The sequence below is a fragment of the Methylobacterium sp. CM6257 genome (assembly GCF_054611515.1).
Genome location: NZ_CM137735.1, coordinates 4,929,063 through 4,953,870, shown reverse-complemented (window position 1 = coordinate 4,953,870; position 24,808 = coordinate 4,929,063). Strand labels below are relative to the sequence as shown.

Sequence of the window (24,808 nt, the reverse complement as noted above, 5' to 3'; positions counted from 1 at the left end):
GTTCGTCGGACGATCTCGCAATTGCGAGATAGGAAGGCCTCAGAGCAAATGCCATGCCTGGCGCTGACGGACACGTCTCCGCCGTCTCCGATGAAGGTCGGTCCGAAGCGTTAGCAGACGCTTAAAGCCTCGGGCGGCCGCGGCGGATCGCGGCGGCGCGTGGCAGTCCTGCACCCCCCTGCGCGCCGAATTATGGCGCAACGCACAAAATCTCAGATCTGCGACGGCGGTGCGGCTTCCGGCCGGGCGAGGACCTTGCCGGGATTGAGGAGATCGCGCGGATCGAGGGCCGCCTTGAGCCTGCGCATCAGGTCGAGCCCGACCGGATCGCCATAGCGTTCGAGCTCGTCGCGCTTGATGAGCCCGACCCCGTGCTCGGCCGCAATGGAGCCGCCGAGTTCATGCACGACGTCGTGTACGATGCGGTTGAACCGTCCCCACTGCCCAAGGAAGTCCGCCGGTGCCATGCCGGCGGGCTGGGTCAGGTTGAAGTGAATGTTGCCGTCGCCGAAATGACCGAAGCCGCAGGGGCGCAGGCCGGGCATGGCGGCGATGCAGGCCGCGGCTGCCCGCTCCAGGAACTCCGGCAGCCGCGAGAGCGGCACCGAGATGTCGTGCTTGATCGAGGCACCCTCGCGGGTCTGCGCCTCAGGCACGCCCTCGCGCAGCCGCCAGAGCGCGTCGTTCTGTGCGCCGCTGGCACCGATCGTGGCGTCGGCGATCAGCTTGTCTTCGAGTGCGCGGCCCAGCGCAGCTTCGAGCTCAGCATGGGTGTCGGCGTCTGGACGCGCCGAGGCGACCTCGATCAGCGCGTAGGCGCCGTGCTCGCCCGCGAGCGGCCGGATGGTGCCCGGAACGTGCCGCAGGACGATCTCTAGGCCAAAGGGCGGCAGGTACTCGAAGGCCGTCAGATCCCGGTCCATTCGCCCCCGCAGGAACACGAACAGGTCCAGGGCGGCCCGGGCGGATTCCAGCCCGACAAAGGCGACGCTGGCGGAGCACGGCTTCGGAAACAGCTTCAGAACGGCCGCCGTGACGATGCCGAGAGTGCCTTCCGAGCCGATGAAGAGCTGCTTCAGGTCGTAGCCCGCATTGTTCTTCCGCAGGGCCGTGAGCCCGTTCCAGACCCTCCCGTCGGCCAGGACAACCTCCAGGCCGAGGACGAGATCCCGGGCGTTGCCGTAGGCCAGGACGGCGATCCCACCGGCATTGGTGCTGATCCCGCCACCGATCCGCGCCGATCCACGCGAGGCATAGGAGAGAGGGAACAGCATGCCGGCCGCGTCCGCCGCCTCCTGCACATCCTGGAGGATCATCCCGGCTTCCACTGTGATGGTGGCATCGACGGGATCGACCGAACGCAGCCGCGTCATCCGTTCCAGAGAGAGAACGACCCCACCTTGCGGCACGCCCCCGCCGGTAAGCCCGGTGTTGCCGCCGAGGGGGACCACGGCGATGCCGGCCTGTGTGCAGGCGCGAACCGCAAACGCCACCTCCTCGGTGGTGCCCGGGCGCAGCACGGCTAGGGCCGAACCGGTGAACAGCCGCCGCATCTCGACCAGGTAGGGCGCCAAGTCGTCCGGATCGGTCAACACATGCCGCGCGCCGAGCCCGTCGCGCAGCGCGGTGAGCAGGGTCTCGTGGGAAGCCGCCGTCAGGGTCATGAGTAAAATTTTGTAGGCCGGGGCGGTCTCGTTGCAAGCACCGGTATGGCGCGCTCCGGCGCACACCTTACAACGGTCGCGTAGGTCCTGGGTGGCGCCGTGCCACGCCAGCAGGACGATCCACCGCAGAGGCAGAGATGCTCTCCGTCATCCAGAACCCGCCCCGCGTCGCGCTCCCCATCGTCGGCAGCAGCGATCTGTTTCCCGTCCGTCGCGTCTACTGTGTGGGGCGGAATTACGCCGCCCATGCTCGCGAGATGGGGGCCGACCCGGACCGGGAGCCGCCATTCTTCTTCATGAAGCCCGCCGACGCCCTCCAGATCGTCGGCTCCGAGCCGGCGGCCCACGTCTACCCGCCGAAAACCCGGAACTACCATTTCGAGGTGGAGATGGTGGCCGCCCTCTCCGGCGGCGGCAGTGACATCCCGGTCGATTCGGCCCTCGACCACGTCTACGGTTACGCCGTCGGCCTCGACATGACCCGGCGTGACCTCCAGGACGAGGCCAAGAAGATGTCCCGGCCGTGGGATACCGGAAAGGCCGCCGACGGGTCCGGGCCGATCGGCGCCCTGCATCCGGTCTCGATGATCGGCCACCCGGCGCGCGGATCGATCACACTGTCGGTCGACGGAGAGATCCGCCAGAAGGGGGACCTCGCCGATATGATCTGGTCGGTGGCCGAGCAGATCGCCTACCTGTCGGGCTATTTCAACCTGCAACCGGGCGACCTGATCTTCACCGGGACACCCTCCGGGGTCGGGGCGGTCGAGCGCGGCCAGCGCATGGTGGCGGCCATCGCCGGTCTCGGCGAGATCACTCTCGACGTCGTCTGAACCCGCGCCTCACCGCATGTTCCTCGATCGGCCGCTGCTGCGGCACCTTTTTCACCTCGGGGCCCTCGCGTCCCGGGGCATGACCCTCGGCGTGCGCGGCGTCGCCATCGACCCGCAGAACCGCGTGGCGCTGGTGCGCCATACCTACGTCAGCGGCTGGCACCTGCCGGGCGGCGGCGTGGAACGCGGCGAGACCGCATCGGCCGCCATGGAGCGCGAGTTCCGCGAGGAGGCAGAGATCGTTCCTGACGAGCCGCTGCGCCTGCTGGGTCTCTACAAGAACGGCGCGGCAGCACCCCGCGATCATGTCGCGCTGTTCATCCTGCCAGCCTTCACGGTCCTGCGCCCCAAGGCGCCTGACCGTGAGATCGCCGCCTGTGGGTTCTTCCCGGTGGACGCGCTGCCCGAAGGCACTACGCGGGCGACACTCACCCGCCTGCGGGAGGTCCGCCAGGGGCTCCCGCCGGACCCGAACTGGTAAATCGTCACGGTTCGCAAAAGAGACGCTTGCGTCGCCCGGCGGAATGGTGTTTAGAGAGCGCCGCCGGGGGCCGCCGGCACGAAAGTCCGGGCGGCACGGTACAGTGAGCGGGTGTAGCTCAGGGGTAGAGCACAACCTTGCCAAGGTTGGGGTCGAGGGTTCGAATCCCTTCGCCCGCTCCAGTTTTCCCAACCATATTTCCGATCGGAACAGTAGGCGTCGAGGTCAGCGCGATCCGCGTGCCCGGCGGGCGCGAGGGTTTCGACACAGACCGTCCAATGTGGACGCTCCGATCAGGCCGTGGTTCTCTCGAAGCTGCCGAGATCCCTGCCGAATTCCTGAATGCGTCTCACGGACAGGCTGTGTCGCGAGACCGCTGGCGAACAAGCCCGTCCGTCGCCCTGAGGCGCGCACGCCCGCGGATAGCGACGGCCGCGCGAGCCTCTCGGCAGGCTACGCCCGCCTCAGCAGGCTCGGCGACCGGAAATCCGAGGCCCGGCTCTGCGAGACGGTCGCTCGCGGTCCGGCTGTCCGCTGGTCCGACAGGCGGATCTGGTCAATCAGCATCGGCTTTGCGTAGTAGAAGCCCTGCGCGCACCGGATCTGCGTCGCGCCCAGCAGGTAGGCGACCTCCTCGAAGGTCTCGACGCCCTCGGCGACCACCGACATGCCGAGCGCCAGGCCGAGGGACTCGATCGCCTTCAGCACGATCTGGCTGCGCGGGCGCTTGTCGATGTCGGTGATGAACGAGCGGTCGATCTTCAACTCGTCTGCGGTGATCTCCGCCAGGGCGGCGAGTGACGAGTAGCCGACGCCGAAATCGTCGATGGAGACCCGCGCGCCGATCGCCCGGATCCTTGGCAAGACCTCGCGCTGGAACCGGCCCTTGGTGAAGAAGGCCTCCTCGGTGAGTTCGAGGACGAAGCGCCGGGCCATGCCGGTCTCGCCGAGCGCGTCGCAGAACGCCGACATGAACGGGACGTCGCAGGCCTGCTTGGCGGCGATGTTGAGGCTCACGGAGACGTCCGGGCCGAAGACCTCGTCGATGGCCGGCATGGCCAGGACCGTCTCGGCCAGCACCTGCAAGGTGATCTCGTTGATCAGCCCCAGCTCGATGGCGAGCCCGATGAAGTCGCCGGGAGCCTGGATCATGCCGAGTTAGTCACGCCAGCGCAGGAGCACCTCGACGCCGAGAACCGCGTGCGTGCGCATGTCGACCTTCGGTTGGAAGGCGCAGCAGAAACAGCGGTCGCGGATCGCCAGCCGGAGCCGTTGCTCCACCGCCATCCGGGCGGTTGCGGCGTGGCTCATCGTCTCCTCGAAGACGCTGACTCCGCCCTTCACGCCGTCCTTGACCCGGTACATGGCGTTGTCGGCCTGGCGGCGCAGGACCTCGTAGGTGGTTCCGTGTTCCGGAAACAGGCTCAGCCCGATGGAGGCGGAGGCGAAGATCTCGTGGCCATCGATGAAGAAGGGCTGCTTCAGACGCTCCGAGATTTCGAGCACGGCCGACAAGGTGGCGGCCTGATCGGTGATGGGGTTCAGCAACAGCACGAATTCATCGCCGCCGATGCGCGCGAGCAGGTCGCTCTGGCGCAGGGTCCCGCGGACCCGGTCGGCCACCTTGCGCAGCAGCGCATCACCCGCGGCGTGGCTGTAGTAGTCATTGATGTGCTTGAAGTTGTCGAGATCGAGAAACGCCAGGGCGAAGCGGTCCGAGGGGCCTGCCCGGGCGACGAGGTCCTCGATGCTCTGCTCGAACAGGGTCCGGTTCGGCAATCCGGTCAGCGCGTCGATATAGGCCTGCGCGATCAGGTCGCGTTGGAGCCGGTGGTGATGCGTCACGTCGGTCAGCGTGGTGAGCGTGTAGGTCTCCTGCTCGGAGAGCACCGCGCGCGCCTGCGCTTCCACGATGCGCTCGTCGATCTCCTCGACCACCGCGCCATCGGACTGGGCGCAGGCTGCCTCCGGAAGATCGCGGACCGCCCGCGGGTCCAGGGCGCGCGCGGCCGCGTTGGCGAGGATGCAGACGCCCTGCTCATCGTGAACGACCACCCCGACCGGAAGCGCCTGGATCGTGGCTTCCAGCAGGCTGCGGCGATGGCTTGACGGAGGCTCGCGCACGCTCAGCCCTGCTGCCAGAGCGTCTTGGCCGTGCGCAGGCCGGTTTCGGCCGGAAGCTCCCCGGCTTCTAGGGGGCGGCGCAGCAGGCGGCGGTGCACCTGGTCGAGGGCGGCGCCCTGGCCGCCTTCGACACCGGGATCACGGCCGAGGCGCCCGAGGGCCGAAGCGTCCGTGTCGAGCCCGCTCACCTTGCTCATGGTCGCCCCGCGCCAGCGTTCGACGACGGCACCCACGAAGGCCGCACCGGCGATCGGCTCGCCTTCCTCCGGGGCGCGCCCGCTCATGTCGTTGCGCGGCTGCCGCTCCGGCGGCAGCGGGCTGAAGGTCATCCGCGCCGGCATCGGTACGCCTTCCCCGAAGGCGATGACCTCACCGGTGCCGAGCGAGGGAACGAAGCTGAGCAGATTTACTGCGTCGGAGACGGCTGCCGCCAGGAAGGCCTGATCGCGCTCGTTGGTCATCCGCATGGCGAACAAGGTGCTGCACTGGGACATGATCGTCGGGTCGAGCTCGGCCGGGCGCTGCGTGACGAGGCCGAGATAGACGCCATGCTTACGGCCCTCGCGGGCGATCCGCGACAGGGCGCGGCGCGTGGGCGTAAATCCGACCGAGCGATCGGCCGAGGCATAGCGGTGGGCTTCCTCGCACACGAACAGGAGCGGGATGGCGCCCTCGCTCCAGATGCCGAACTCGAAGGCGAGGCGGCAGAGCACGCAGACCACAGCGTCGACGACCTCCATGGGCAGCCCGGCGAGCTGCATGATCGTCATCGGCCGCCCGTCCGGCTCCAGCCGGAACAGATGCGCGAGGAGTTCGCCCATCATGTCGCCGCCGACATTGGCGTTCTCGAACATGAAGCCGTAGCGCGGATCGTTGCGGATCGCCTCGATCCGGGTGATCAGGCGGTGGTAATGCATCCGCGAGACGCGGTTCTCCAGGCGGCCCATCCGCTCGTCGATGAGCGAGATCAGGTCCTGCAGCATGTACGGGACCGGTGTGTCGACGGTATAACCGGCGCTCTTTCCGATCGTGCGCTTGACGATCTGGCGATCGCTGGCCTCCTTGTACTGCGCATACTTGCTCTTCGCCAGCGGGATGACTTCCGCCAGGATCTCGATCTCCTCGTCCACCGGCGAGCGGCCGCCGTAGATCACGTCGGCGATCTCTTCCAAATTGAACAACCAGAAGGGCAGCTTGAGATTGCGCGTGTTGATGACGCTGGCGCGGTCCTCGAAGCAGGCGGCGTACTCGTTGTGCACGTCCAGCAGGAAGATGCGCACGGACTGGCGGGCACGCATCACTTGGTCGAGGATGACAGCGACACCGCTGGACTTGCCGACGCCGGTCGTACCGAGCACGGCGAAGTGTTTCGTGAGCAGGTCCTCGACCTTGATGCAGGCCGGGGTGTCCTGATCCTGATAGAGCGCGCCCACGGCAGCCGTGGTCGATTCGGCCACCTGGTACACGACGCGCAGGTCGGCGGGCGGAAGCAGATCGACGGCATCGCCGATGGCAGGGTAGCAGGCCACGCCGCGACGGAATCGCTTGGCGCCGTCCTCCACGAGGATCTCCCCGAGCAGATCGAGGCTGGCATAGGCGCCGGGCAGACGGCCATGGTCACTGCCCGACGACAGGGTCGTGATGATGCCGATCAGGATCGCGGTCCCGGCCCGGATCCGGACGAAGTTCCCCACGGTCACCCGCACGTCCGGCCGGCCGTTCTGGCCGAGAAGCGCAAGATGCACCTTGGACCCCTCGATGGAGGTCACCGAGCCCATCTGCCGCGTCGTGACCGCGTCCCGGACTGCTCCGTCACCGTTCAGCATCGCCCGTTTCCTGGTCCGCACATGAAAAGCGGATCGAAACTGGCGCTTTCTGATTAAAGATCCGGCAAAGGGCAGATCTCGTCCGCCTGATGCTTAATCATTGCCTTAAGGAATCTAATACCGGCCAGTTGTGTTGGAATTTACCTCACCACCAAAAAAGTGGTGAGGCATCTGGGCGGCGCGCCGACCCGGCTCTCGCGCAGTCTGATCCCTCTGGACCGATATGGCGTCCGATGGCCGAACCCTCCAACCGGTGAGAGACCGGCGGCCCTGTACGTCGCGGCCTAGTGCGCGCGCATGTCGTCGAAATGCTCCCGCTTCCAGCATTCGCCGGAGATCCGCGCGCCGTTCTGCGTCACGAAGGCGTAGGGTGAATGTTCGACCACCGCGCCGCCGCGCGTGCGGATGATCCACCGGAAGCATCTCGGATCGTCGACGCAGGGGACGATTTCGACCGTATGGGTATGTACAGGATCAATCGACATGCGGCTTTAACGTTTCAGCTCGGGTTTCCGCTCCGATGGCCGTGTGCGGACGGTTACTTAAGTGTCCCAACGCGCCCGACACGTCCGCGTGAAGCGACCGCTACCGGAATCGCCCGTGCTACGATCGGGTTCCATCGGACGGGCGCGATCGGGCCGAATCTCAAACCTGACCGAGAAGGACATGGCATGCCGATCCAAGCCCTCAACGACCGCAAGAAGCTGTCGAACGACTTCAACGAGGCCAACGACGCCTTCATCGACGAGGTGCTGGCGGCGCTGCAATCGGGGCGGATTCCGATCGATCTGGCGCGCGCCTACCTCGCGCATCCGGTCGCGATGATGCACACCGACGGGGCCCAGGCGGTCGCCAACTACTTCGAGCGCATGCTCGCGCAGCGGCCGAACATCGATTGGACGCCGGGCGCCTGACCCGGGCGGGGCTCGACCCGGAAAGGATGCACGGATGACAGCCGACGAGATCGAGGATCTGAAGCGTGCCCGCTCGGCGCTGGCGCGACAAAGGAATGCCATCGCCCGGCGCCTGGGCGGTCTCGACGTCGCCCCGATCTCGATGGCCGAGGATCTGACCCGGACGCTCCTGGCTATCGAGGCCGTGGACCGCGCCCTGGTCGATGCCGGACAACCCCACCTCGACATCGGTCCGGCACCGGAGCTGTGACGGCCGGGGCGCCGGCCTTTCGCGCCGCGCAGAACCTTGCGCCGCGCTCCCGCCCGGGCGTACAGGCGCTGGAGTGCTCCGAGGAGACCCGACGATGACCGACCGCCTGCCCGGCTTCAACACGCTTGCGATCCACGCGGGCGCCGCCCCCGACGCAGCGACGGGCGCGCGGGCCACGCCGATCTACCAGACCACGAGCTTCGTGTTCGACGACGTCGACCACGCCGCGTCTCTGTTCGGGCTTCAAGCCTTCGGCAACATCTACACGCGGATCACGAACCCGACGAACGCCGTGCTGGAGGAGCGCATCGCGGCGCTGGAAGGCGGCACCGCGGCCCTGGCCGTCGCCTCGGGACATGCCGCGGAGTTCCTGACCATGCATGCCCTGATGCAGCCTGGCGACGAATTCGTCGCCTCAAACAAGCTGTACGGCGGCTCGATCAACCAGTTCAACCACTCCTACCGCAACTTCGGCTGGTCGGTGGCCTGGGCCGACAACGACGATCCGGCCTCGTTCGAAGCGGCGATCACGCCGCGCACCAAAGCGATCTTCTGCGAGTCGATCGCCAATCCCGGCGGGGTCATCACCGACATCCAGGCGCTGTCGCAGATCGCCAAGAAGCACAACATCCCGCTCGTCGTCGACAACACCATGGCGACGCCGTACCTGATCCGGCCGTTCGAGCACGGCGCCGACATCGTCGTCCACTCGGCCACCAAGTTCCTGGGCGGGCACGGCAATTCCATCGGCGGCCTGATCGTCGACGGCGGCTCGTTCCAGTGGGCGGGCGACGCCCGCTATCCGATGATGAGCCAGCCCCGGCCGGAATATTCCGGCATGGTGCTCGCCGAGACCTTCGGCAATTTCGGCTTCGCCATCGCCTGCCGGGTGCTCGGCCTGCGCGATCTCGGGCCGGCGCTCTCGCCGTTCAACGCCTTCCTGATTCTCAACGGCATCGAGACGCTGCCGCTCCGGATGCAGCGCCATTCCGACAACGCTCTCGCGGTGGCCAAGCACCTGTCGACGCACGCGGCGGTGTCCTGGGTGAGCTACCCGGGCCTGGAGAGCGACCGCTACCACCAACTCGCCAAGCGCTACACGCCGAACGGCGCCGGCGCGGTCTTCACCTTCGGCCTGAAGGGTGGCTACGAGACCGGTGTGAAGCTCGTCTCGAACCTCCAGCTCTTCTCGCACCTGGCCAATATCGGTGACACGCGCTCGTTGATCATCCACCCGGCCTCGACCACGCACCGCCAGCTCACGGACGTGCAGAAGACCGCCGCCGGGGCGGGTCCGGACGTGGTGCGGCTGTCGATCGGGCTGGAAGATCCGGCGGACCTGATCGAGGACCTCGACGCGGCGCTCGGCGGCTGAGCGCCCGGTCCGAGACGATCGCCTGGCCCTGAGGCCCGCACGGGCTCACCAGCCGGATGAGGATGTGCCAATGACGCCCAGCGCGGGCGCAACGCGTCCCCTCTTCCGTGCGGGAGAGGGGACCGACGCCCCGTCTTGTGTCGCCGGTTCATCGTTCAGTGCTCGGGCGTTCGTCCCATCGCACGTCGATGGAGGCCGATGGGGGCTCGCGCGCGCTCAAGGCGATGCTCCCGGCGAGCGGCTCAGAACGCCTCCTGCTCCAGCGCCATCGTGGTGTCCGCACCGGCCTTGATCCGCGTCAGCCGCAGCGCCGTCTCCGGCAGCGTCCGCTCCATGAAGAAGCGACCGGTGGTGAGCTTGGCGTCCCAGCGCGGGGCGGGAGCCTCGGCGTTCCTGGCGAGCGCCGCCTTGGCGATCCGCGCCCACATGTAACCGAGCGCCACGAGCCCGAAGAGGTGCATGAAGTCGGTCGCGCCGGCGCCGGCATTGTCGGGCTTGCTGAAGGCGTTCTGCATCAGCCACATCACGGCGCCCTGGAGATCGTTCACGCCGGCCTGGAGCGGCTTGACGAACGGCGCCATCGCGGGATCCTCGCCGTGATCCTTCAGGAAGGTCTGGACCTCGCCCAGGAAGGACATCATCGCCCGGCCGCCGTCCTTCGGCAGCTTGCGACCGATCAGGTCCATGGCCTGGATGCCGTTGGCGCCCTCGTAGATCATGGCGATGCGGGCATCGCGCACGAACTGCGACATGCCCCATTCCTCGATGTAGCCGTGGCCGCCGAGCAACTGCTGTGCCTCGACCGCGTTGGCGAAGCCGCGATCGGTGAACACGCCCTTCACCACCGGCGTCATGAGCCCGAGATGGTCGTCGGCCGCCTGACGCTCCTTGGCGTCCTCGGAGCGGTGCAGGATATCGGCCTGGAGTGCGGTCCAGAGCATCAGGGCGCGGGCGGCTTCGTTGAAGGCGCGGATCTGCATCAGCGTGCGGCGCACGTCCGGATGGACGAGGATCGGGTCGGCGGCCTTCTCCGGCGCCTTGGCGCCGGTCAGCGCGCGGCCCTGGAGACGGTCCTTCGCGTAGGCGGTGGCGTTCTGGTAGGCGACCTCGGACTGTCCGAGTCCCTGGACGCCCACCGCGAGCCGCGCCTCGTTCATCATCACGAACATGGCGTTGAGGCCGCGATTCTCCTGGCCCACCAGCCAGCCCGTCGCCCCGTCATAGTTCATGACGCAGGTGGCGTTGCCGTGGATGCCCATCTTGTGCTCGAGGGAGCCGCACGACACGCCGTTGCGGGCTCCGAGCGAACCGTCGGCGTTCACCAGGAACTTCGGCACCACGAACAGCGAGATGCCCTTGGTGCCTGCGGGCGCGCCCTCGATCCGGGCGAGGACGAGGTGGACGATGTTCTCCGCCAGATCGTGCTCGCCGGCCGAGATGAAGATCTTGGTGCCGGTGATGCTGTAGGAGCCGTCGCCGTTCGGCGACGCTTTGGTCTTGAGCAGACCGAGATCCGTGCCGCAATGCGGCTCGGTGAGGTTCATCGTGCCGGTCCAGGCGCCCTCGACCATCTTGGGCAGGTAGCGCGCCTTCTGCTCGTCCGTGCCGTGGACCAGCAGGGCCGCCATCGCGCCTTGAGTCAGGCCGGGATACATCCCGAACGCGAGATTCGCCCCTGAGGCGAATTCCTGGATCGCCGTGTTGATCGTGTGGGGGAGGCCCTGGCCGCCATACGTCTCCGGAACCGAGAGCCCCATCCAGCCGCCGCTCGCGTAGGTGTCGTAGGCGGCCTTGAAACCGGTGGGGGTGCGCACGCTGCCGTCGGCCTCGCGGCGGCAGCCCTCGATGTCGCCGGTCCGGTTGAGCGGCGCGAGCACTTCCTCGGCGAGCTTCGCCCCCTCGCGCAGGACCGCCTCGACCACGTCGGGCGAAGCGTCGGCGAACCCGGCCAAGTTGTCCCGGCTGTGGAAGCCAAGGACGTCGGTGAGCAGGAACAGCGTGTCGTCGACCGGTGCGCGATACTGCGGCATCTCAGCTTTCCCCCGTACGCGCGGGCCTCTCGGGTCGACCCGCCGCATTGCCGGCATGTAACCGTGCCGCCGCCTCCGGAGCAACGGCCGAGCCTTGTGCGACTAGGAGCCCCGCCGGGCGGAACGGGGGTGATCTCCGACGCAACCATTACCGGACCAGCGAACCCTTAACCTTGTGTTTACCAAGAAAGTTAATGGTCACGCTCGAACGACCCGATGCGCGCGTTCTATGGAAACCGTCTAGCGGTCACGCCGGCGCGCACAGGATCGGACGCGAACGCTGCCGACGACAGGCCACCGATGACCCGCACCGCGATGCCGCAGCTCGACAGTTTCGATCCCGAGGTGCTCGACGCCGCCCGGGACGTGGCGGCGCGGGCTGGGGTTCCTCTCGAGACGTGGATTGCTTCGGTGGTGCCGCAGCAGCCCGGAGCGCAGGGCAACCGGCGACACCGGCGGCGCCTTCGTGCCGAGCAACTCGCGCACGAGACGAGTCGCCACGAGATCGCGCGCGAGCGCGGCCAGGCGCCCCGGGAGACTGCGCCCCGGGAGACTGCCGGGATGGCGGGGCGCCCGGGATCAGCCGCCGACGAGTACGGCCAGGGTTTCGCCGCCCTGATGAACCGGCTCGACGGGCTCGACCGCGCCCTGGACGAGGAGCGGCGCAGCGCGCAGGAGGCCGAGGCGCGACGTCTGGCGGAGATCGAGGCGCGCATCGAGCGCGCCCTGAAAGGGGCTCCGGTCCAGCAGGTCACCGAGCGGCTGGGCGACATCGAGCGCCGGATGTCGCAGCTCGGCGAGCAAGTCGCGGCGACGCGCCAGCCCGGCCGCCGCGGGCGTCCGGCCGCCGCCGACATCCGCAGCGCGGTCCAGGATATCCGCCAGCGCCAGCGGGAGCTGTCGGAGGAGGCCGAGGGCCGATCGGAGATCAAGCCTGCTTCCGACGGTGGCGTCGTCGCGAGTATGCGCATGGATCTGGCCCGTCGCCTGGAGGCCCGGATCGAGGAAGGGACGGCGCCCTCAGCCGCCCTGTCCGAGCTTCAGAACGAGACCGCGCGGCTGCGCGAAGCGATCAACCAGCTGGCGACCAGCCACGACATCGGCGCGCTGGAGCAGGCCGTGATCTCGCTCGCGAGCGGTGTCGAGCGCGCCCAGGCGGGCACGGATCTCACGGTAATTGCGGCGCCGATCGAGCAGGTGCGGGTGCAGGTGGAGCGGCTGGCCGAGGAGGTCGCCGAGAACGTCCACAGCCGCGTCGCGGAAGACGTCCGTCGCCTCGAGGAGCGCCTCGACAGCGTCGCCGCGACCGGCGCTGCCGACCCCGACGGCCATACGCTTGCCGGTCTGTTCGCCGAACTCGAAGAGATCCGCCGTCTGATCGCCGCCCTGGCGGGTCCCGAGCGGATCCAGGGGCTCGCCCAGAGCCTGCAGGCCGTGAGTGCCCAGATTTCGCAACTGCAGCGGATCGGCACCGGTCCTGACTTGCGGCCACTGCTGGAAGAGATCCGCAGCGACGTGAAGACCGCCGCGCCGGCCGCGCTGGCCGAGCAGATCCAGGTTCTGGCCGATAAGGTCGACATCCTGTGCGCGCGGGACGATTGGTCCGACCGCGCTGGCGAGCCGGGCGCCGCCCGGGCCAGCGAGATGGCCTCGATTCACGCGATGCTGCGCAGCCTCGCCGAGAAGGTCGATCAGGTCGGCAACCGCTCGGAGCACGAGGGGCTCGACGCCTTGGAGAAGCAGGTGGTCACGCTGGCCGGCCGCCTCGAAGCGCCGGTGAGCGCCGACCCTGCCCTCGCCGGTCTGGAGCGGACCATGGCCGACCTGCTCCGGCAGGTGACGGCCCTGCGCGAGGCGGCGCCGAGCGAGGCCGCGGTGGAGCGTGCGGCGCGAAATGCGGTGGCGCAGACCCTGAAGGGATCCGGCATCGCCGCTGCCGATACCGGCGAGATCGGTCTCCTGCGCGCCAGTCTGGCCGACATGCAGGCGCGGCAGGTGGCCTCCGATCAACGACTCGGCGCGACGCTGGAAGGCGTCCAGTCAGCCCTCGAACGGCTCCTCGTCCGGCTCGGTCCGGCGGAAGGGGTTGCCCCGCGGGCGCCGTCCCTGGACGAGCGCCTGATGGCCTCGACGAGCCCCGAGGCGGCGCTCTCGTCCGAAGAGGGACGGGCCATGGTGCGGCGAGAGGTCTCCGACGCTCCACGGCTCGCCGACGGCCTACTCGAGCCCGGGAGCGGACGCCCAGTCCGGCAGCCGCGCGCAGGACGGGATCCGTCCGGTCGCCGGCCGGCCAAGGAACACGCTGCAGAGCCGGTACGCCCGGGCCTGGCCACCGAGGCCGGGGCCGAGACCGACATCAAGACGAGCTTCATCGCGGCGGCCCGCCGGGCCGCGCAGGCCGCGCAGGCTGAACTGGCCGCGGAAGCGCCGGCCGAACGCCGCGAGGCTCGTATCCAGAAGGCGGTGCCTTCGCGCCCGACTGCGGAGGAGGGGCGGCTGGGCCGGCTCCGCGCCGAGATCGACCGGCGCCGTCGACCCCTGCTCCTCGGTCTCGCCGCCATCGTGTTGGCCCTGGGGGCCCTCCAGGCGATCAGCATGCGCAGCCCGGAGGAGCCGCAACGTCCGGTTCAGGCAAGCCAGGCTGCGCCTGCCCGGGAGCAGCCGATCAAGGACGCCCCGACGGAGTCCGCCAAGGAAGAGGCCAAGGAAGCCAACAAGGAGGCGTCGGCCGCCAAGCCTGCCGCAGCCGATCCGGTGACCACGCAGGCCCTCCCGAATCCGGTGCCGGCCGAGTCCCGCCCGTCCGCCACCAAGGCGTCCGTGCCCCAGGTCTCGGGGATGAACACTCTGCAGGCCGATCTCGGCAATCTGCCGCCGGCGCTTGCCAAGGTGAAGCTCGCGGCCCTGGATGGCGATGGCACCGCGGTCTGGGATCTCGCCACCCGGGAGGCCGACGGCCGCGGCATGCCCCGCGACCTCTCCGTGGCGGTCAAGCTCTACGAGAAGCTCGCAACGGCCGGCTATGCGCCGGCCCAGTACAAGCTCGCCGGCCATTACGAGAAGGGTTCGGGCGTCATCCGCGACCTCGACAAGGCGAAGCTCTGGTACGGCCGCGCCGCCGAGCAGGGCCATGCCCGCTCGATGCACAATCTCGCCGTGCTCTACGCCGAGAACCCCGCCGCGAATGGCAAGCCGGATTTCGCCTCCGCGGCCTCGTGGTTCCGGCAGGGCGCCGAGTTCGGCGTTCGCGACAGCCAGTACAACCTCGGCGTGCTGTACGCCCGCGGCCTGGGCCTGACGCAGGATTTGGTGCAATCCTACGCGTGGTTCGCGGCGGCAGCGGCACAGGGAGACGACGACGCCGCCAAGAAGCGCGACGATGTGGCGAACAAGCTGAGCCCCGCCGATCTCGCCAGCGCAAAGAGCCTGGTGGCGAGCTTCAAGCCGCGAAAGATTGACGCGGCGGTGAACGAGCCGCCGGCCCCCAAGGCCGGCGGTTCGGCCCCGATGTCGCTCCTTGGTGCCCCCGTGCCGAGCCCGGTCGGCTTCACGGCGGCGGCTCGCAGGACGTAAGGTCCGACCGCGCGATCCGAGCTTGACCGCCGTGTCGTGATGCTTGAACGCTCCGGCCGGGCGGCATCGGAGCGGGTTCGGACCGCGCGGGCTGCCACCCTTGCCGCTGCTCGGAGGATGGATGGCGCGCCGGAACCCTGTCCCGATCAGCGCCCTCGTGCTCGGCGTGGCCGGTCTGATCCCGTTTCTCGGCTTCGCGGCGCTGGCGGTCTCGGGCACCGACGGTGGCTTGAGCAGTATCGGGTTATCGCCGCGCACCATCCTGTCCGCTTACGGCGCGGTGATCGCCTCGTTCCTCGGCGGCATTCGCTGGGGCGCCGCGGCGGTGCGGAATTCCGGCAGTGCCGACTACCTTCTGGCGATCATCCCGTCCCTGGTGGCTTGGGCGGCGATGGCGGCGCCTGCCCCTTGGGATCTGCGCATCCTCGGCGGCCTCGTCCTGGCCTGGGGCCTGATCGACCAGGATCTGCCGCGCCGCGGCCTCGCGCCTCTCTGGCTCGGCCGGTTGCGTCTCGTGCTCTCCGGCGTCGCAGGAGCCGCGCTGCTGGTTGCCGCCTGAGGGCCGCTTCCGAATCCTCGGACAGCGCTCGAAGGCGTCTCAGCTGTCGCGGGCCATCTCGCGCAGCAGGTTGAGCACCGCGTCGCGGCGCGTCGGCGATTTGATGGCGCGGAAGAGGGACGCGACCTCGTCGCATTGGAGGGTGCTCGGGCCAGCATCGTCGGCGAGCCGCCGGTCGATCTGGAAGAAGTGGGCCGGGGCCACGTTCAGCGTTGCTGCAATGCGTTCGAGCAGCCAGCGTGTCGTCGGGGTTGTCTCTTCGTCTGTCATGCCGCGATGCCCGCGACCGCCGCGCTGCGTCAGTCAACGCGGCAGGTTCTCGTCGGATAGCGTATCTCCGAAGCGTCGCGGATGCCATCCTCAGGTTGCGTGCCGTGCGTGTTGCGTCGCGGGACGTGCATGCTTGTGTGGCACGAGCGAGCTGTGCCCGTCGCGATGTTCCACCGGATCGCGCGCCGGAGCGTCGCGTCGCCGGCGCATCCTTGGCGCCCGCTATCCGGATCGCAAGGAGAATGGCGGGCGTCCGAGGACGCCCGCCGCTCGTGCGGTGCGGAGGCGTATGCCTCAAGCGCCCATGGCGGCCTTCAGGTTCTGGTCGACCTTGTCGAGGAAGCCGGTGGTCGACAGCCATTTCTGATCGGGGCCGACCAGGAGCGCGAGGTCCTTGGTCATGGAACCCGCCTCGACGGTGTCGACGCAGACCTTCTCCAGGGTGGCGGAGAACTTCGCCAGATCGTCGTTGCCGTCCAGCTTGGCGCGGTGCGCGAGACCGCGGGTCCAGGCGAAGATCGACGCGATCGAGTTGGTCGAGGTTTCGCGGCCCTTCTGGTGCTCGCGGTAGTGGCGTGTGACGGTGCCGTGCGCGGCCTCGGCCTCGACGGTCTGGCCGTCAGGCGTCATCAGCACGGAGGTCATCAGGCCGAGCGAGCCGAAGCCCTGCGCGGCCGTGTCCGACTGCACGTCGCCGTCGTAGTTCTTGCAGGCCCAGACGTAACCGCCGGACCACTTCAGGCACGAGGCGACCATGTCGTCGATCAGGCGGTGCTCGTACGTGATGCCGAGCGCCTTGAACTTGGCCTCGAACTCCTCCTCGTAGACCTTCTGGAACAGGTCCTTGAAGCGGCCGTCATAGGCCTTGAGGATGGTGTTCTTGGTCGACAGGTAGACCGGATACTTGCGCGCCAGACCGTAGTTCATTGAGGCGCGGGCGAAGTCGATGATCGACTGGTCGAGGTTGTACATCGACATGGCGACGCCGGCGTCGGGGAACTTGAACACCTCCTTCTCGATGACGGTGCCGTCGTCACCCTCGAACTTGATGGTCAGGCGGCCCTTGCCGGGCACCTTGAAGTCGGTGGCGCGGTACTGGTCGCCGTAGGCGTGGCGGCCGATCACGAAAGGCTGGGTCCAGCCGGGTACGAGCCGCGGCACGTTCTTGCAGATGATCGGCTCGCGGAAAATCACACCGCCGAGGATGTTGCGGATCGTGCCGTTTGGCGACCGCCACATCTCCTTGAGGTTGAACTCCTTCACCCGCGCCTCGTCCGGCGTGATCGTGGCGCACTTCACGCCGACGCCGTGGCGCTTGATCGCCTCGGCGGCGTCGACCGTGACCTTGTCGTTGGTGGCGTCGCGGTGCTCCACGCCGAGGTCGTAGTATTCGAGATCGACGTCGAGATAGGGGTGGATGAGCTTGTTCTTGATCTCGGCCCAGATGATCCGGGTCATCTCGTCGCCGTCGAGTTCGACGACGGGGTTCGCTACCTTGATCTTCGCCATGGACCGATGCCTTCCCGCGTTGTCTGCGCGCACGGCCTGCAAGGGCCGTGCGTTCTCCTGCCCAAGGACCATTGCTCAAGAACCTTGGGTGCGAATCGCCCCGCGACATAGCGCGGCCCCTCCGGCGACGGAAGGCGCGCACTGTCATCCGGGCGGCTTCGTCACCCGCCCCTCGACGGGCGAGGGCTGAGCATGCCAGAGGGCCGTCATGACGAGCCGAGACGCACAGGGCGACGCCCCGAGAAAGACTCTGGAGATCCCGCCCGGCGTGGCGCCGGCGGTGATCTTGGTGGAGCCTCAGCTCGCCGAGAATATCGGCATGACGGCGCGCGCCATGGCGAATTTCGGCCTGTCGGAGCTGCGCCTCGTCAACCCGAAGAACGGCTGGCCCAAGAAGGGCGTGCGCGAGGCGGCCTCCGGCGCTACGCATGTCTTGGACCGAGCGACCATCTTCGGCAGCGTCGCCGAAGCGATCGCAGATTGCCATTACGTCCTGGCCACCACGGCGCGCGAGCGCGGTCAGATGAAGCGCGTGTTCTCGCCCGAGGAGGCCATGGGCGAACTCGTCGCCCGGGAGGGTCAGCGGACGGCGGTGATGTTCGGCCGCGAGCGGGTCGGGCTCACCAACGACGAGGTGTCGCTGGCCGACGCGATCATCACCTTCCCGGTCTCGCCGGATTTCCCATCGCTGAATCTCGCTCAGGCGGTTCTGCTGGTCGGCTACACTTGGCGTCAGGCGAGTGGGCGGGCACGGCTGCCCTTCTCGGGGGAGCTGCTCTCGCCGCCGGCCACCCGTGAGGCGCTGATTGCGCTGTTCGAAAGCGTCGAATCCGCCCTCGACGGTGCCGGGTTCTACCCGCCGGAGAAGAAGGAGATCATCGCCCGCAACATGCGAGACATGCTCCACCGCATGAGCCTGACCGAGCAGGATGTGCGGACCTTCCGGGGCGCACTCCGGGCGCTCATCCGGAAAGGTACCTGATTACTCGGCGCTCGCCTTCATATCCAGCTGCTTGCCGCCGCCGAAGCAGCGCCCGACCGCCTCCCAGAATGCCGCCCGTTCCTCGGCCGTGCACCGGGCCATCCGCGCCTCGATCTTGGCGCGACCGGCCACGGCGTCAGCCGTCGCGGCGACCTCCGCCTCGCTCGGGTTTCTCGCCTCGGCCATGGGCAAACCTCCATAGCAGAACGAAAGCCCAGCTAGGCTGTGCGGTTCCGTTCCGGTTCGCAATCGGGCATGGAGTCGACGAGGCGTGGGGTTGCGGCCCGGCGGCGGCAAGAGGTCGGAGTATCGGGTGCGTCTCAGCGTGGACAATCTGGCCTGCCGCCGCTCCGGCCGCCGGATCTTTTCCAATCTGTCCTTCGCGCTCGGACCCGGCGACGCCCTGGCGGTCACCGGACGGAACGGCGCCGGCAAGTCCAGCCTCCTCGCCATCCTATCCGGCCGGCTGCGGCCGGATGCCGGACGGATCGCTGTCGCCGATGTGGGAGAAGCGAGCCTGCCTGAATGCCTGCACGCGGTCGGCCACCGCGACGGGCTGAAGAGTTCTCTGACGGCGGGTGAGAACCTCCTGTTCGCGCAGCGGCTTCTGGGAGCACCGCGCCTGCGCCCGCGCGAAGCGCTGGCGCGGCTCGGCCTCGGCCACGCCCATGATCTGCCGGTGGCCTATCTCTCGGCGGGTCAGCGGCGGCGCGTGGCCCTGGCGCGGCTCCTCGTCTGCGCCCGGCCGCTCTGGCTTCTGGACGAACCCACCGCAGCCCTCGACACGGCCTCGCAGGCGGTACTGGCCGGCTTGATGGAGGAGCACCGGGTCAGCGGCGGCCTCGTGATCGCGGCGACGCACCAGTCACTCGGGCTCGCCGGCGCGGCGGAGTTGCACATCGAGGCGGCTGTTCCGGGGCCCGCGGCGGACATCGTGGAGGAGTGGGCGTGATCCGCGCTGTTCTCGCCCTGATCGCCCGCGACCTGCGCCTTGCCGGCCGCGTCGGCGGCTCCGGCGCCCTGTCGCTGGTCTTCTTCCTGATGATCGTCGCCCTGGTGCCCTTCGCCCTCGGGCCCGACCTCAACCTGCTGTCGCGGATCGGGCCGGCGATCCTCTGGCTCGCGGCGGTGCTGGCGACGCTGATCGGCCTCGACCGCCTGTTCCAGGCCGACGAGGAGGACGGCTCCCTGGACCTGATGACCGCCGCGCCGGTGCCGCTCGAACTGGTGGTGCTCGGCAAGGTCGCGGCGCACTGGCTGACCACGGGACTGCCCCTTGTCCTCGCCGCGCCGCTCTTCGGACTCCTCGTCGCCCTCGACGGTACCGCCATGGGCGCCACGTCCCTGACGCTGCTGGCCGGCACGCCGGCGCTCAGCTTCATCGGCGCGGTGGGCGCGGCGCTGACGGCCTCGATTCGGCGGGGCGGCCTGATCCTGGCCGTGCTGGTGCTGCCGCTGATGATCCCGACGCTGATCTTCGGCGTCTCGGCCGCCCAAGCGGCGAGCGGCGGCACGGTGCCTTTCCTGGTGCCGCTGGCGGTGCTGGCGGCGCTGACGCTGATCGCCGCCGTGGTCGGGACGTTGGCGGCGGCGGCGGCGCTGCGGTGGCCGGAGTGACCTTAACTCCTGAGCGGTCGGCGCTTCGGTTGCTGCGCCGTCGACTGTTATATCTAATTGCTAGCATTATTCCATAATATTTTGGGATAAAATTTTCTGGAGGTAATCATATCTTCCATCAACGTCTTCGGTGCGTCTGAATCTTGACACCTCGACGTGATTGGCGTCGAAGCATTCAACTTCGAGACGCAACCCGTATAGCGTAGCGTCGACCCTCATTGTGTCCGGGCGGTCACGAGAGAGGCGAAATTTCACTTTCGTGTCTTCGAGAGTCTGCAAAACCTTATAGGTGACTGCGGGTTCCATAGTTGCAACCCCTTATTTTTTTGCGATTTTCGAATGATTGGTTGTATGCTTTTCTGGCGTTTGGTCCGTTGACTTTAGCGGCGGACTTCAATTCTGATATGTTCATAGGGGAAAATAGGCTGGGAAATCCAGGATCGATCTTTTCTAGACAATTGGCAGGAATGTAATCCTGACATGTTTCGGCAACTTGAAGATAGTTCGACCGACTGTGAGAGCCTTCCTCTTCGCGCGTCCGCTCTCCGGCATGGGGCTGGCCGGCTGGTACACGAGGCTGTTCGGGTGAGGAGGCGCGTTGGAGAGCGAGCCGCGGCTTGAAAAACTTGAGGTCAATCTTGCGGGCGGCCACGAGGTTGCGCAGCAGCGCCATCTCGGATGTTGACTCGCGTGAGACGGACACACGGACCGCCCTCTTCTCCAGCGTCGCGGGCGGCGATCGATGGGAAATCTAACTTAAAAACAAGGAAAAGTAATCTAGTTTAGCCGCTAAGGTCCTTGGTGCCTTCCGCGGTGGCCTCCGGTTCGCCCGCGATGCGTTGACGCGACACCGGGCCGTGTCTATACAGCGCGCTTCGCCGAGGGGCCGCGCTTTCGCGCGCGCTGCGTCTCGGCCATCGCCAGACAACCTGACGCGACGACCGATTTCCGGCAGAGCCGGCCCGTCGGCATCGCCCGACGAAGAGAACGAGGATTCAATGGCCAACACCGCCTCGGCCAAGAAGATGACCCGCAAGATCGCCAAGCGCACGGCGATCAACCGCTCGCGCCGCTCGCGCATGCGCACCTTCGTCCGCAAGGTCGAGGAGGCCATCGCCTCCGGCAACCAGCAGGACGCGCTCGCCGCCCTGCGTGCCGCCGAGCCCGAGATGATGCGCGCCGCCCAGCACGGCATCGTTCACAAGAACAATGCCTCGCGGAAGGTTTCACGCCTGGCGGCCCGGGTGAAGGCGCTCGCCGCCTGAACTCGGCCTAAAACCTGAGACGATCCAAAGCCCGGCCTTCGCGCCGGGCTTTTTCGTGTCTGCGTTCCGGCTCGGCGGGCCCCGAGGCGCCCCGCGGCGCGAAGCGTTAACCCTACCCAAGAATCTACGACATTGCAGAGTCTAGGAACGGCGTGTAGCTTAACAGAAACTGACACCAACCAAGCAAAACGCAGCGATTTCGGGACTCGGGCGAATCGATTCGATTCGTCAAGACTCTAGCCCCTGTGTTCGGCTCGGGTGGGAACACTTGCGAATGGGAATCCACGCCGTCCCCGCAAGTCCCACTGTTAAAGGAACTGTAGGTAATTGTTGATAGGCTCTCCCAATCGGCAAAAGTTCCTCGCGTTGGGGTTGACTCCGTTCGAGGTACTCTGTCCCGCCGGTTCATGCGGGACGCTGTGGGCGTAAATCGTGCGTACGCGCGGCCTGCGGGACTCCGTGGGCTGCGTCGGGAGAGCCAGTGATGCGTGTCGACGGAACGGTGGCGAGCGACGATGAGGGCGGCCGCGGCGGCGGCAACGCGGATTACGGATCCGCCTGGGCGCGGGTGAAGCGCCGGCTCCGCGCGGAGCTCGGCGAAGACGTCTTCGCAAGCTGGTTCGCCCGCTTGGAGCTGGAGACGGTCGCGAGCGGCACGGCCCGGCTCACGGTCCCGACGCGCTTCCTCAAGAGCTGGATCGAGTCGCATTACCTCGATCGCGTGCTGAACACCTTCAAGGCGGAGGTCGAGGAAATCGCGCGGATCGAGGTCGGCGTGCGCGGGACCGGCGCCCCGGTCCGGCCGGTCGCCGCGGGCGTGTCGAAACCCAACCCCGCCAGCGGACCGCTCGCCCGCCTCCACGCCACCGGTGCGCCGGTCCCGGTCGCCGCGGTGGCGCCCGCGCCGGAGCCCCGCAATGCGGATGCCGGTGGCGATCTCAGCGGCACGCCGCTCGACGCTCGGCTGACCTTCGCGAGCTTCGTCATCGGGCGCTCCAACGCCCTGGCCCACGCCGCCGCCGAGCGCGTGGCCAACCACCAGGGCGAGGGCGCGCTCTATAACCCGCTCTATCTCCATGCCGGCGTCGGCCTGGGCAAGACGCACCTACTGCACGGCATCGGCCACGCCGCCCGCGAGGCCGGACGCCGGGTCATCTACCTGACCGCCGACCGCTTCATGTACGGCTTCGTCAACGCCCTGAAGACCCAGTCGGCGCTGGCCTACAAGGAGCGGCTGCGCGGCATCGACCTGCTGATCCTCGACGACGTCCAGTTCATCCAGGGCAAGTCGATCCAGGCCGAGTTCGGTCACACGATCAACGCGCTCATCGACGCGGGACGGCAGGTCGTGGTCGCCTCGGACCGGCCTCCGACCGAGTTGGAGGCTCTGGACGAGCGGGTCCGCTCGCGCCTGGGCGGCGGCCTCGTCGTCGAGATCACCGCCCTCGATGAAGCCCTGCGCGTCTCGATCCTGTCGGCGCGCCTCGCTGCGGTGCGGGCCTCGCATCCGGGCTTCGACGTCTCCCCGCAGGTGGCGGCCTACGTGGCGCGCGCGATCACGGCCAACGGGCGTGACCTCGAGGGTGCGGTGAACCGTCTCCTGGCGCATGCCACGCTCACCGGTACCGCCGTGACGATGGAGACCGCTGAGAGCGCCATCCGGGACCTCGTGAAGAACCGCGAGCCGAAGCGCATCAAGATCGAGGACATCCAGAAGCTCGTGGCCTCGCGCTACAACGTCTCCCGTTCCGACATCCTGTCGGAACGGCGCACCGCCGCGGTGGTCAAGCCGCGTCAGATCGCCATGTACCTCTCCAAAGTGCTGACCCTGCGTTCGCTGCCCGAAATCGGCCGGCGGTTCGGTGGCCGTGATCACACCACGGTGCTTCACGCCGTGCGCAAGATCGAGAAGCAGATCGGTGAAGATTCCGTGCTCGGTGATGAGGTCGAACTCCTGAAGCGCATGCTCCAGGACTAGACTCGCGCCTAGACCCGGTGGGGCCGATACTGTTCGAGTGCCGGCGCGTGTCACCTCATGATGCATCGGGAGCGCTGTCTGGTCATTGGGGATCGGCGCGCCTCCGAGGTGAGCATTTCCAAGTCGCACGCCTTGTCACGCGCTCTCCGCCGGAACCGAGGGATTCGGGGCTGGCCGAGGGCGCGCGCGCCGTGGCAGACTGGCGCGATCCGAGACGGCCCTGTAAGGCCGCGCCGCCGACAGGCGAGGATTGACACCGCGGGGAAGTGCTGATGACGGACGCCTTCATCTACGACCACGTTCGCACGCCGCGCGGACGCGGAAAGGCGGATGGATCCCTCCACGAGGTGACCGCGCTCCGCTTGGCGGAGACGGCCCTGCGCGCCCTTAAGGATCGCACCGGCCTCGACACCGGCCTCGTCGACGACGTGGTGCTGGGCTGCGTCGATCCCGTGGGTGAGGCGGGCGGCGACATCGCCCGCGCCGCAGCCCTGGTGGCCGATTACGGGGCGCATGTCCCGGGCGTGCAGATCAACCGCTTCTGCGCCTCCGGCCTCGACGCGGTGAACTTCGCCGCGGCGCAGATCATGAGCGGCCAGCACGAAATGGCGGTGGGCGGCGGCGTCGAATCGATGAGCCGCATCGGGATCGGCGCGTCGGGCGGCGCTTGGCCGGTCGATCCGGCGATCGCTATCAAATCCTACTTCATGCCGCAGGGCGTCTCGGCGGATCTCATCGCCACCAAATACGGCTTCAGCCGGGACGATTGCGACGCCTACGCGGTGCGCTCGCAAGCGCGCGCGGCCAAGTCCTGGGGGGAGGGGCTGTTCGAGCGCTCCGTCGTGCCGGTCCGGGACGTGAACGGCATCACGCTGCTCGACCGGGACGAGCACATGCGCCCGGGCACCGACATGCAGTCCCTGGCGTCGCTGAAGCCGTCGTTCGTCCAGATGGGCCAGATGGGCGGCTTCGATGCCGTAGCCACCGACGCGCATCCGGACGTGGAGACCGTGGAGCATGTCCATCATGCCGGCAACTCGTCCGGCATCGTGGACGGTGCCGCCGCCGTGCTGGTCGGTTCCAGGGCGGCCGGCCAGGCCGCGGGGCTGCGCCCGCGCGCCCGGATCCGGGCTTTCGCCAATATCGGCTCGGATCCGGCCCTGATGCTCACCGGGCCTGTGGACGTCACCCGTAAGGTCCTGGACCGGGCCGGTATGAGTCTGTCGGACATCGACCTGTTCGAGGTGAATGAGGCCTTCGCGGCGGTTGTCCTGCGCTTCTGCCAGGCCTTCGACCTCGACCCGGAAGCGGTCAACGTGAACGGCGGCGCCATCGCATTGGGTCATCCCCTGGGTGCCACGGGTGCGATGATCCTCGGCACAGCCCTCGACGAGTTGGAGCGGACCGGCAAGGAGCGGGCGCTGATCACGCTCTGCATCGGTGCCGGCATGGGTACCGCCACGATCATCGAGCGGGTGTGACCTCAGACCCTGCCCGGGGCGGCGCAGCGCCGCTCCCCAAAGTCCGGGAACGCTGCTAGAGGCGCGGGCGACGGCCG

The 24,808-nt window shown here is 68.1% G+C and carries 23 protein-coding genes and 1 tRNA gene; 14 read left to right on the top strand and 10 right to left on the bottom strand.

From position 1 onward, the window contains the following. Positions 1–212 precede the first annotated feature (212 nt). Positions 213–1,664, bottom strand: coding sequence for an FAD-binding oxidoreductase (locus tag ACYCO6_RS24080; RefSeq protein WP_459773689.1), 1,452 nt, complete (start codon positions 1,662–1,664; stop codon positions 213–215). 137 nt (positions 1,665–1,801) lie between these two features. On the opposite strand from ACYCO6_RS24080, the gene ACYCO6_RS24075 reads away from it, so the two are divergent. The 3 genes from ACYCO6_RS24075 to ACYCO6_RS24065 all read left to right on the top strand — a co-directional run bounded on the left by ACYCO6_RS24075 (position 1,802) and on the right by ACYCO6_RS24065 (position 3,160). Next, positions 1,802–2,497 (top strand): fumarylacetoacetate hydrolase family protein, encoded by a 696-nt coding sequence (locus ACYCO6_RS24075; protein ID WP_459764017.1) that lies wholly within the window; start codon positions 1,802–1,804, stop codon positions 2,495–2,497. 16 nt (positions 2,498–2,513) lie between these two features. Next, on the top strand, positions 2,514–2,978 hold the full coding sequence (locus ACYCO6_RS24070; protein WP_459764015.1) for an NUDIX domain-containing protein: 465 nt from the start codon (positions 2,514–2,516) through the stop codon (positions 2,976–2,978). A 107-nt stretch (positions 2,979–3,085) separates the two neighbouring features. After that, a tRNA-Gly gene (locus ACYCO6_RS24065) sits at positions 3,086–3,160 on the top strand. A 271-nt stretch (positions 3,161–3,431) separates the two neighbouring features. Here the strand turns inward: ACYCO6_RS24065 and ACYCO6_RS24060 are convergent. The 4 genes from ACYCO6_RS24060 to ACYCO6_RS24045 form a co-directional block, all read right to left on the bottom strand. Next, positions 3,432–4,130 (bottom strand): EAL domain-containing protein, encoded by a 699-nt coding sequence (locus tag ACYCO6_RS24060; protein WP_459764013.1) that lies wholly within the window; start codon positions 4,128–4,130, stop codon positions 3,432–3,434. Between the two features lie 6 nt (positions 4,131–4,136). Continuing rightward, on the bottom strand, positions 4,137–5,102 hold the full coding sequence (locus tag ACYCO6_RS24055; RefSeq protein WP_459764011.1) for a diguanylate cyclase domain-containing protein: 966 nt from the start codon (positions 5,100–5,102) through the stop codon (positions 4,137–4,139). 2 nt (positions 5,103–5,104) lie between these two features. Then, a complete protein-coding gene (locus tag ACYCO6_RS24050; protein WP_459764009.1) occupies positions 5,105–6,928 on the bottom strand; it encodes an ATP-binding protein in 1,824 nt (607 codons plus the stop codon). A 284-nt stretch (positions 6,929–7,212) separates the two neighbouring features. After that, positions 7,213–7,413, bottom strand: a complete 201-nt coding sequence (locus ACYCO6_RS24045) for a hypothetical protein (protein ID WP_459764007.1) — start codon at positions 7,411–7,413, stop codon at positions 7,213–7,215. A gap of 186 nt (positions 7,414–7,599) precedes the next feature. Between ACYCO6_RS24045 and ACYCO6_RS24040 the strand changes: the two genes are divergently transcribed. From ACYCO6_RS24040 to ACYCO6_RS24030, 3 genes are all read left to right on the top strand, one after another. Then, on the top strand, positions 7,600–7,842 hold the full coding sequence (locus ACYCO6_RS24040; protein ID WP_459764005.1) for a hypothetical protein: 243 nt from the start codon (positions 7,600–7,602) through the stop codon (positions 7,840–7,842). Between the two features lie 34 nt (positions 7,843–7,876). Then, positions 7,877–8,092, top strand: coding sequence for a hypothetical protein (locus ACYCO6_RS24035; RefSeq protein ID WP_459764003.1), 216 nt, complete (start codon positions 7,877–7,879; stop codon positions 8,090–8,092). Between the two features lie 94 nt (positions 8,093–8,186). After that, positions 8,187–9,467, top strand: coding sequence for an O-acetylhomoserine aminocarboxypropyltransferase (locus ACYCO6_RS24030; RefSeq protein WP_459764001.1), 1,281 nt, complete (start codon positions 8,187–8,189; stop codon positions 9,465–9,467). 242 nt (positions 9,468–9,709) lie between these two features. Here the strand turns inward: ACYCO6_RS24030 and ACYCO6_RS24025 are convergent, their stop codons facing one another. Then, positions 9,710–11,497, bottom strand: coding sequence for an acyl-CoA dehydrogenase C-terminal domain-containing protein (locus ACYCO6_RS24025; protein ID WP_459763999.1), 1,788 nt, complete (start codon positions 11,495–11,497; stop codon positions 9,710–9,712). A 300-nt stretch (positions 11,498–11,797) separates the two neighbouring features. Between ACYCO6_RS24025 and ACYCO6_RS24020 the strand changes: the two genes are divergently transcribed. After that, a complete protein-coding gene (locus ACYCO6_RS24020) occupies positions 11,798–15,070 on the top strand; it encodes an SEL1-like repeat protein (protein WP_459763997.1) in 3,273 nt (1,090 codons plus the stop codon). Between the two features lie 121 nt (positions 15,071–15,191). Further along, entirely contained in the window at positions 15,192–15,629 is a 438-nt protein-coding gene (locus ACYCO6_RS24015) for a DUF3429 domain-containing protein (RefSeq protein WP_459763995.1), read from the top strand. 39 nt (positions 15,630–15,668) lie between these two features. Here ACYCO6_RS24015 and ACYCO6_RS24010 read toward each other — a convergent pair whose 3' ends face one another. After that, positions 15,669–15,899, bottom strand: a complete 231-nt coding sequence (locus ACYCO6_RS24010; protein ID WP_459763993.1) for a hypothetical protein — start codon at positions 15,897–15,899, stop codon at positions 15,669–15,671. 294 nt (positions 15,900–16,193) lie between these two features. After that, positions 16,194–17,408, bottom strand: a complete 1,215-nt coding sequence (locus ACYCO6_RS24005; RefSeq protein ID WP_459763991.1) for an NADP-dependent isocitrate dehydrogenase — start codon at positions 17,406–17,408, stop codon at positions 16,194–16,196. A 208-nt stretch (positions 17,409–17,616) separates the two neighbouring features. On the opposite strand from ACYCO6_RS24005, the gene ACYCO6_RS24000 reads away from it, so the two are divergent. Then, positions 17,617–18,390, top strand: a complete 774-nt coding sequence (locus ACYCO6_RS24000) for an RNA methyltransferase (protein ID WP_459763989.1) — start codon at positions 17,617–17,619, stop codon at positions 18,388–18,390. Here the strand turns inward: ACYCO6_RS24000 and ACYCO6_RS23995 are convergent, their stop codons facing one another. After that, positions 18,391–18,576: a hypothetical protein gene (locus ACYCO6_RS23995; RefSeq protein WP_459763987.1), complete on the bottom strand. Its 186-nt coding sequence runs from the start codon at positions 18,574–18,576 to the stop codon at positions 18,391–18,393. Positions 18,577–18,703: 127 nt separating this feature from the next. Here ACYCO6_RS23995 and ccmA point away from each other — a divergent pair, with 127 nt between their 5' ends. Then, positions 18,704–19,342 carry a heme ABC exporter ATP-binding protein CcmA gene (gene ccmA / locus ACYCO6_RS23990; RefSeq protein ID WP_459763985.1) on the top strand — a complete coding sequence of 213 codons (639 nt, stop codon included), beginning with the start codon at positions 18,704–18,706 and terminating at the stop codon, positions 19,340–19,342. Then, positions 19,339–20,007 carry a heme exporter protein CcmB gene (gene ccmB, locus ACYCO6_RS23985; protein WP_238292222.1) on the top strand — a complete coding sequence of 223 codons (669 nt, stop codon included), beginning with the start codon at positions 19,339–19,341 and terminating at the stop codon, positions 20,005–20,007. The genes ccmA and ccmB overlap by 4 nt, the downstream gene beginning before the upstream one ends. Positions 20,008–20,290: 283 nt before the next feature. Here the strand turns inward: ccmB and ACYCO6_RS23980 are convergent, their stop codons facing one another. Then, positions 20,291–20,680 carry a hypothetical protein gene (locus ACYCO6_RS23980; RefSeq protein ID WP_459763982.1) on the bottom strand — a complete coding sequence of 130 codons (390 nt, stop codon included), beginning with the start codon at positions 20,678–20,680 and terminating at the stop codon, positions 20,291–20,293. Between the two features lie 325 nt (positions 20,681–21,005). On the opposite strand from ACYCO6_RS23980, the gene rpsT reads away from it, so the two are divergent. From rpsT to ACYCO6_RS23965, 3 genes are all read left to right on the top strand, one after another. Beyond that, positions 21,006–21,272, top strand: a complete 267-nt coding sequence (gene rpsT, locus ACYCO6_RS23975; RefSeq protein ID WP_012317029.1) for a 30S ribosomal protein S20 — start codon at positions 21,006–21,008, stop codon at positions 21,270–21,272. 484 nt (positions 21,273–21,756) lie between these two features. Then, positions 21,757–23,250, top strand: a complete 1,494-nt coding sequence (dnaA, locus tag ACYCO6_RS23970; protein WP_459763979.1) for a chromosomal replication initiator protein DnaA — start codon at positions 21,757–21,759, stop codon at positions 23,248–23,250. Between the two features lie 272 nt (positions 23,251–23,522). Continuing rightward, positions 23,523–24,731, top strand: a complete 1,209-nt coding sequence (locus ACYCO6_RS23965; protein WP_459763977.1) for an acetyl-CoA C-acetyltransferase — start codon at positions 23,523–23,525, stop codon at positions 24,729–24,731. The last annotated feature ends 77 nt before the right edge of the window (positions 24,732–24,808 follow it).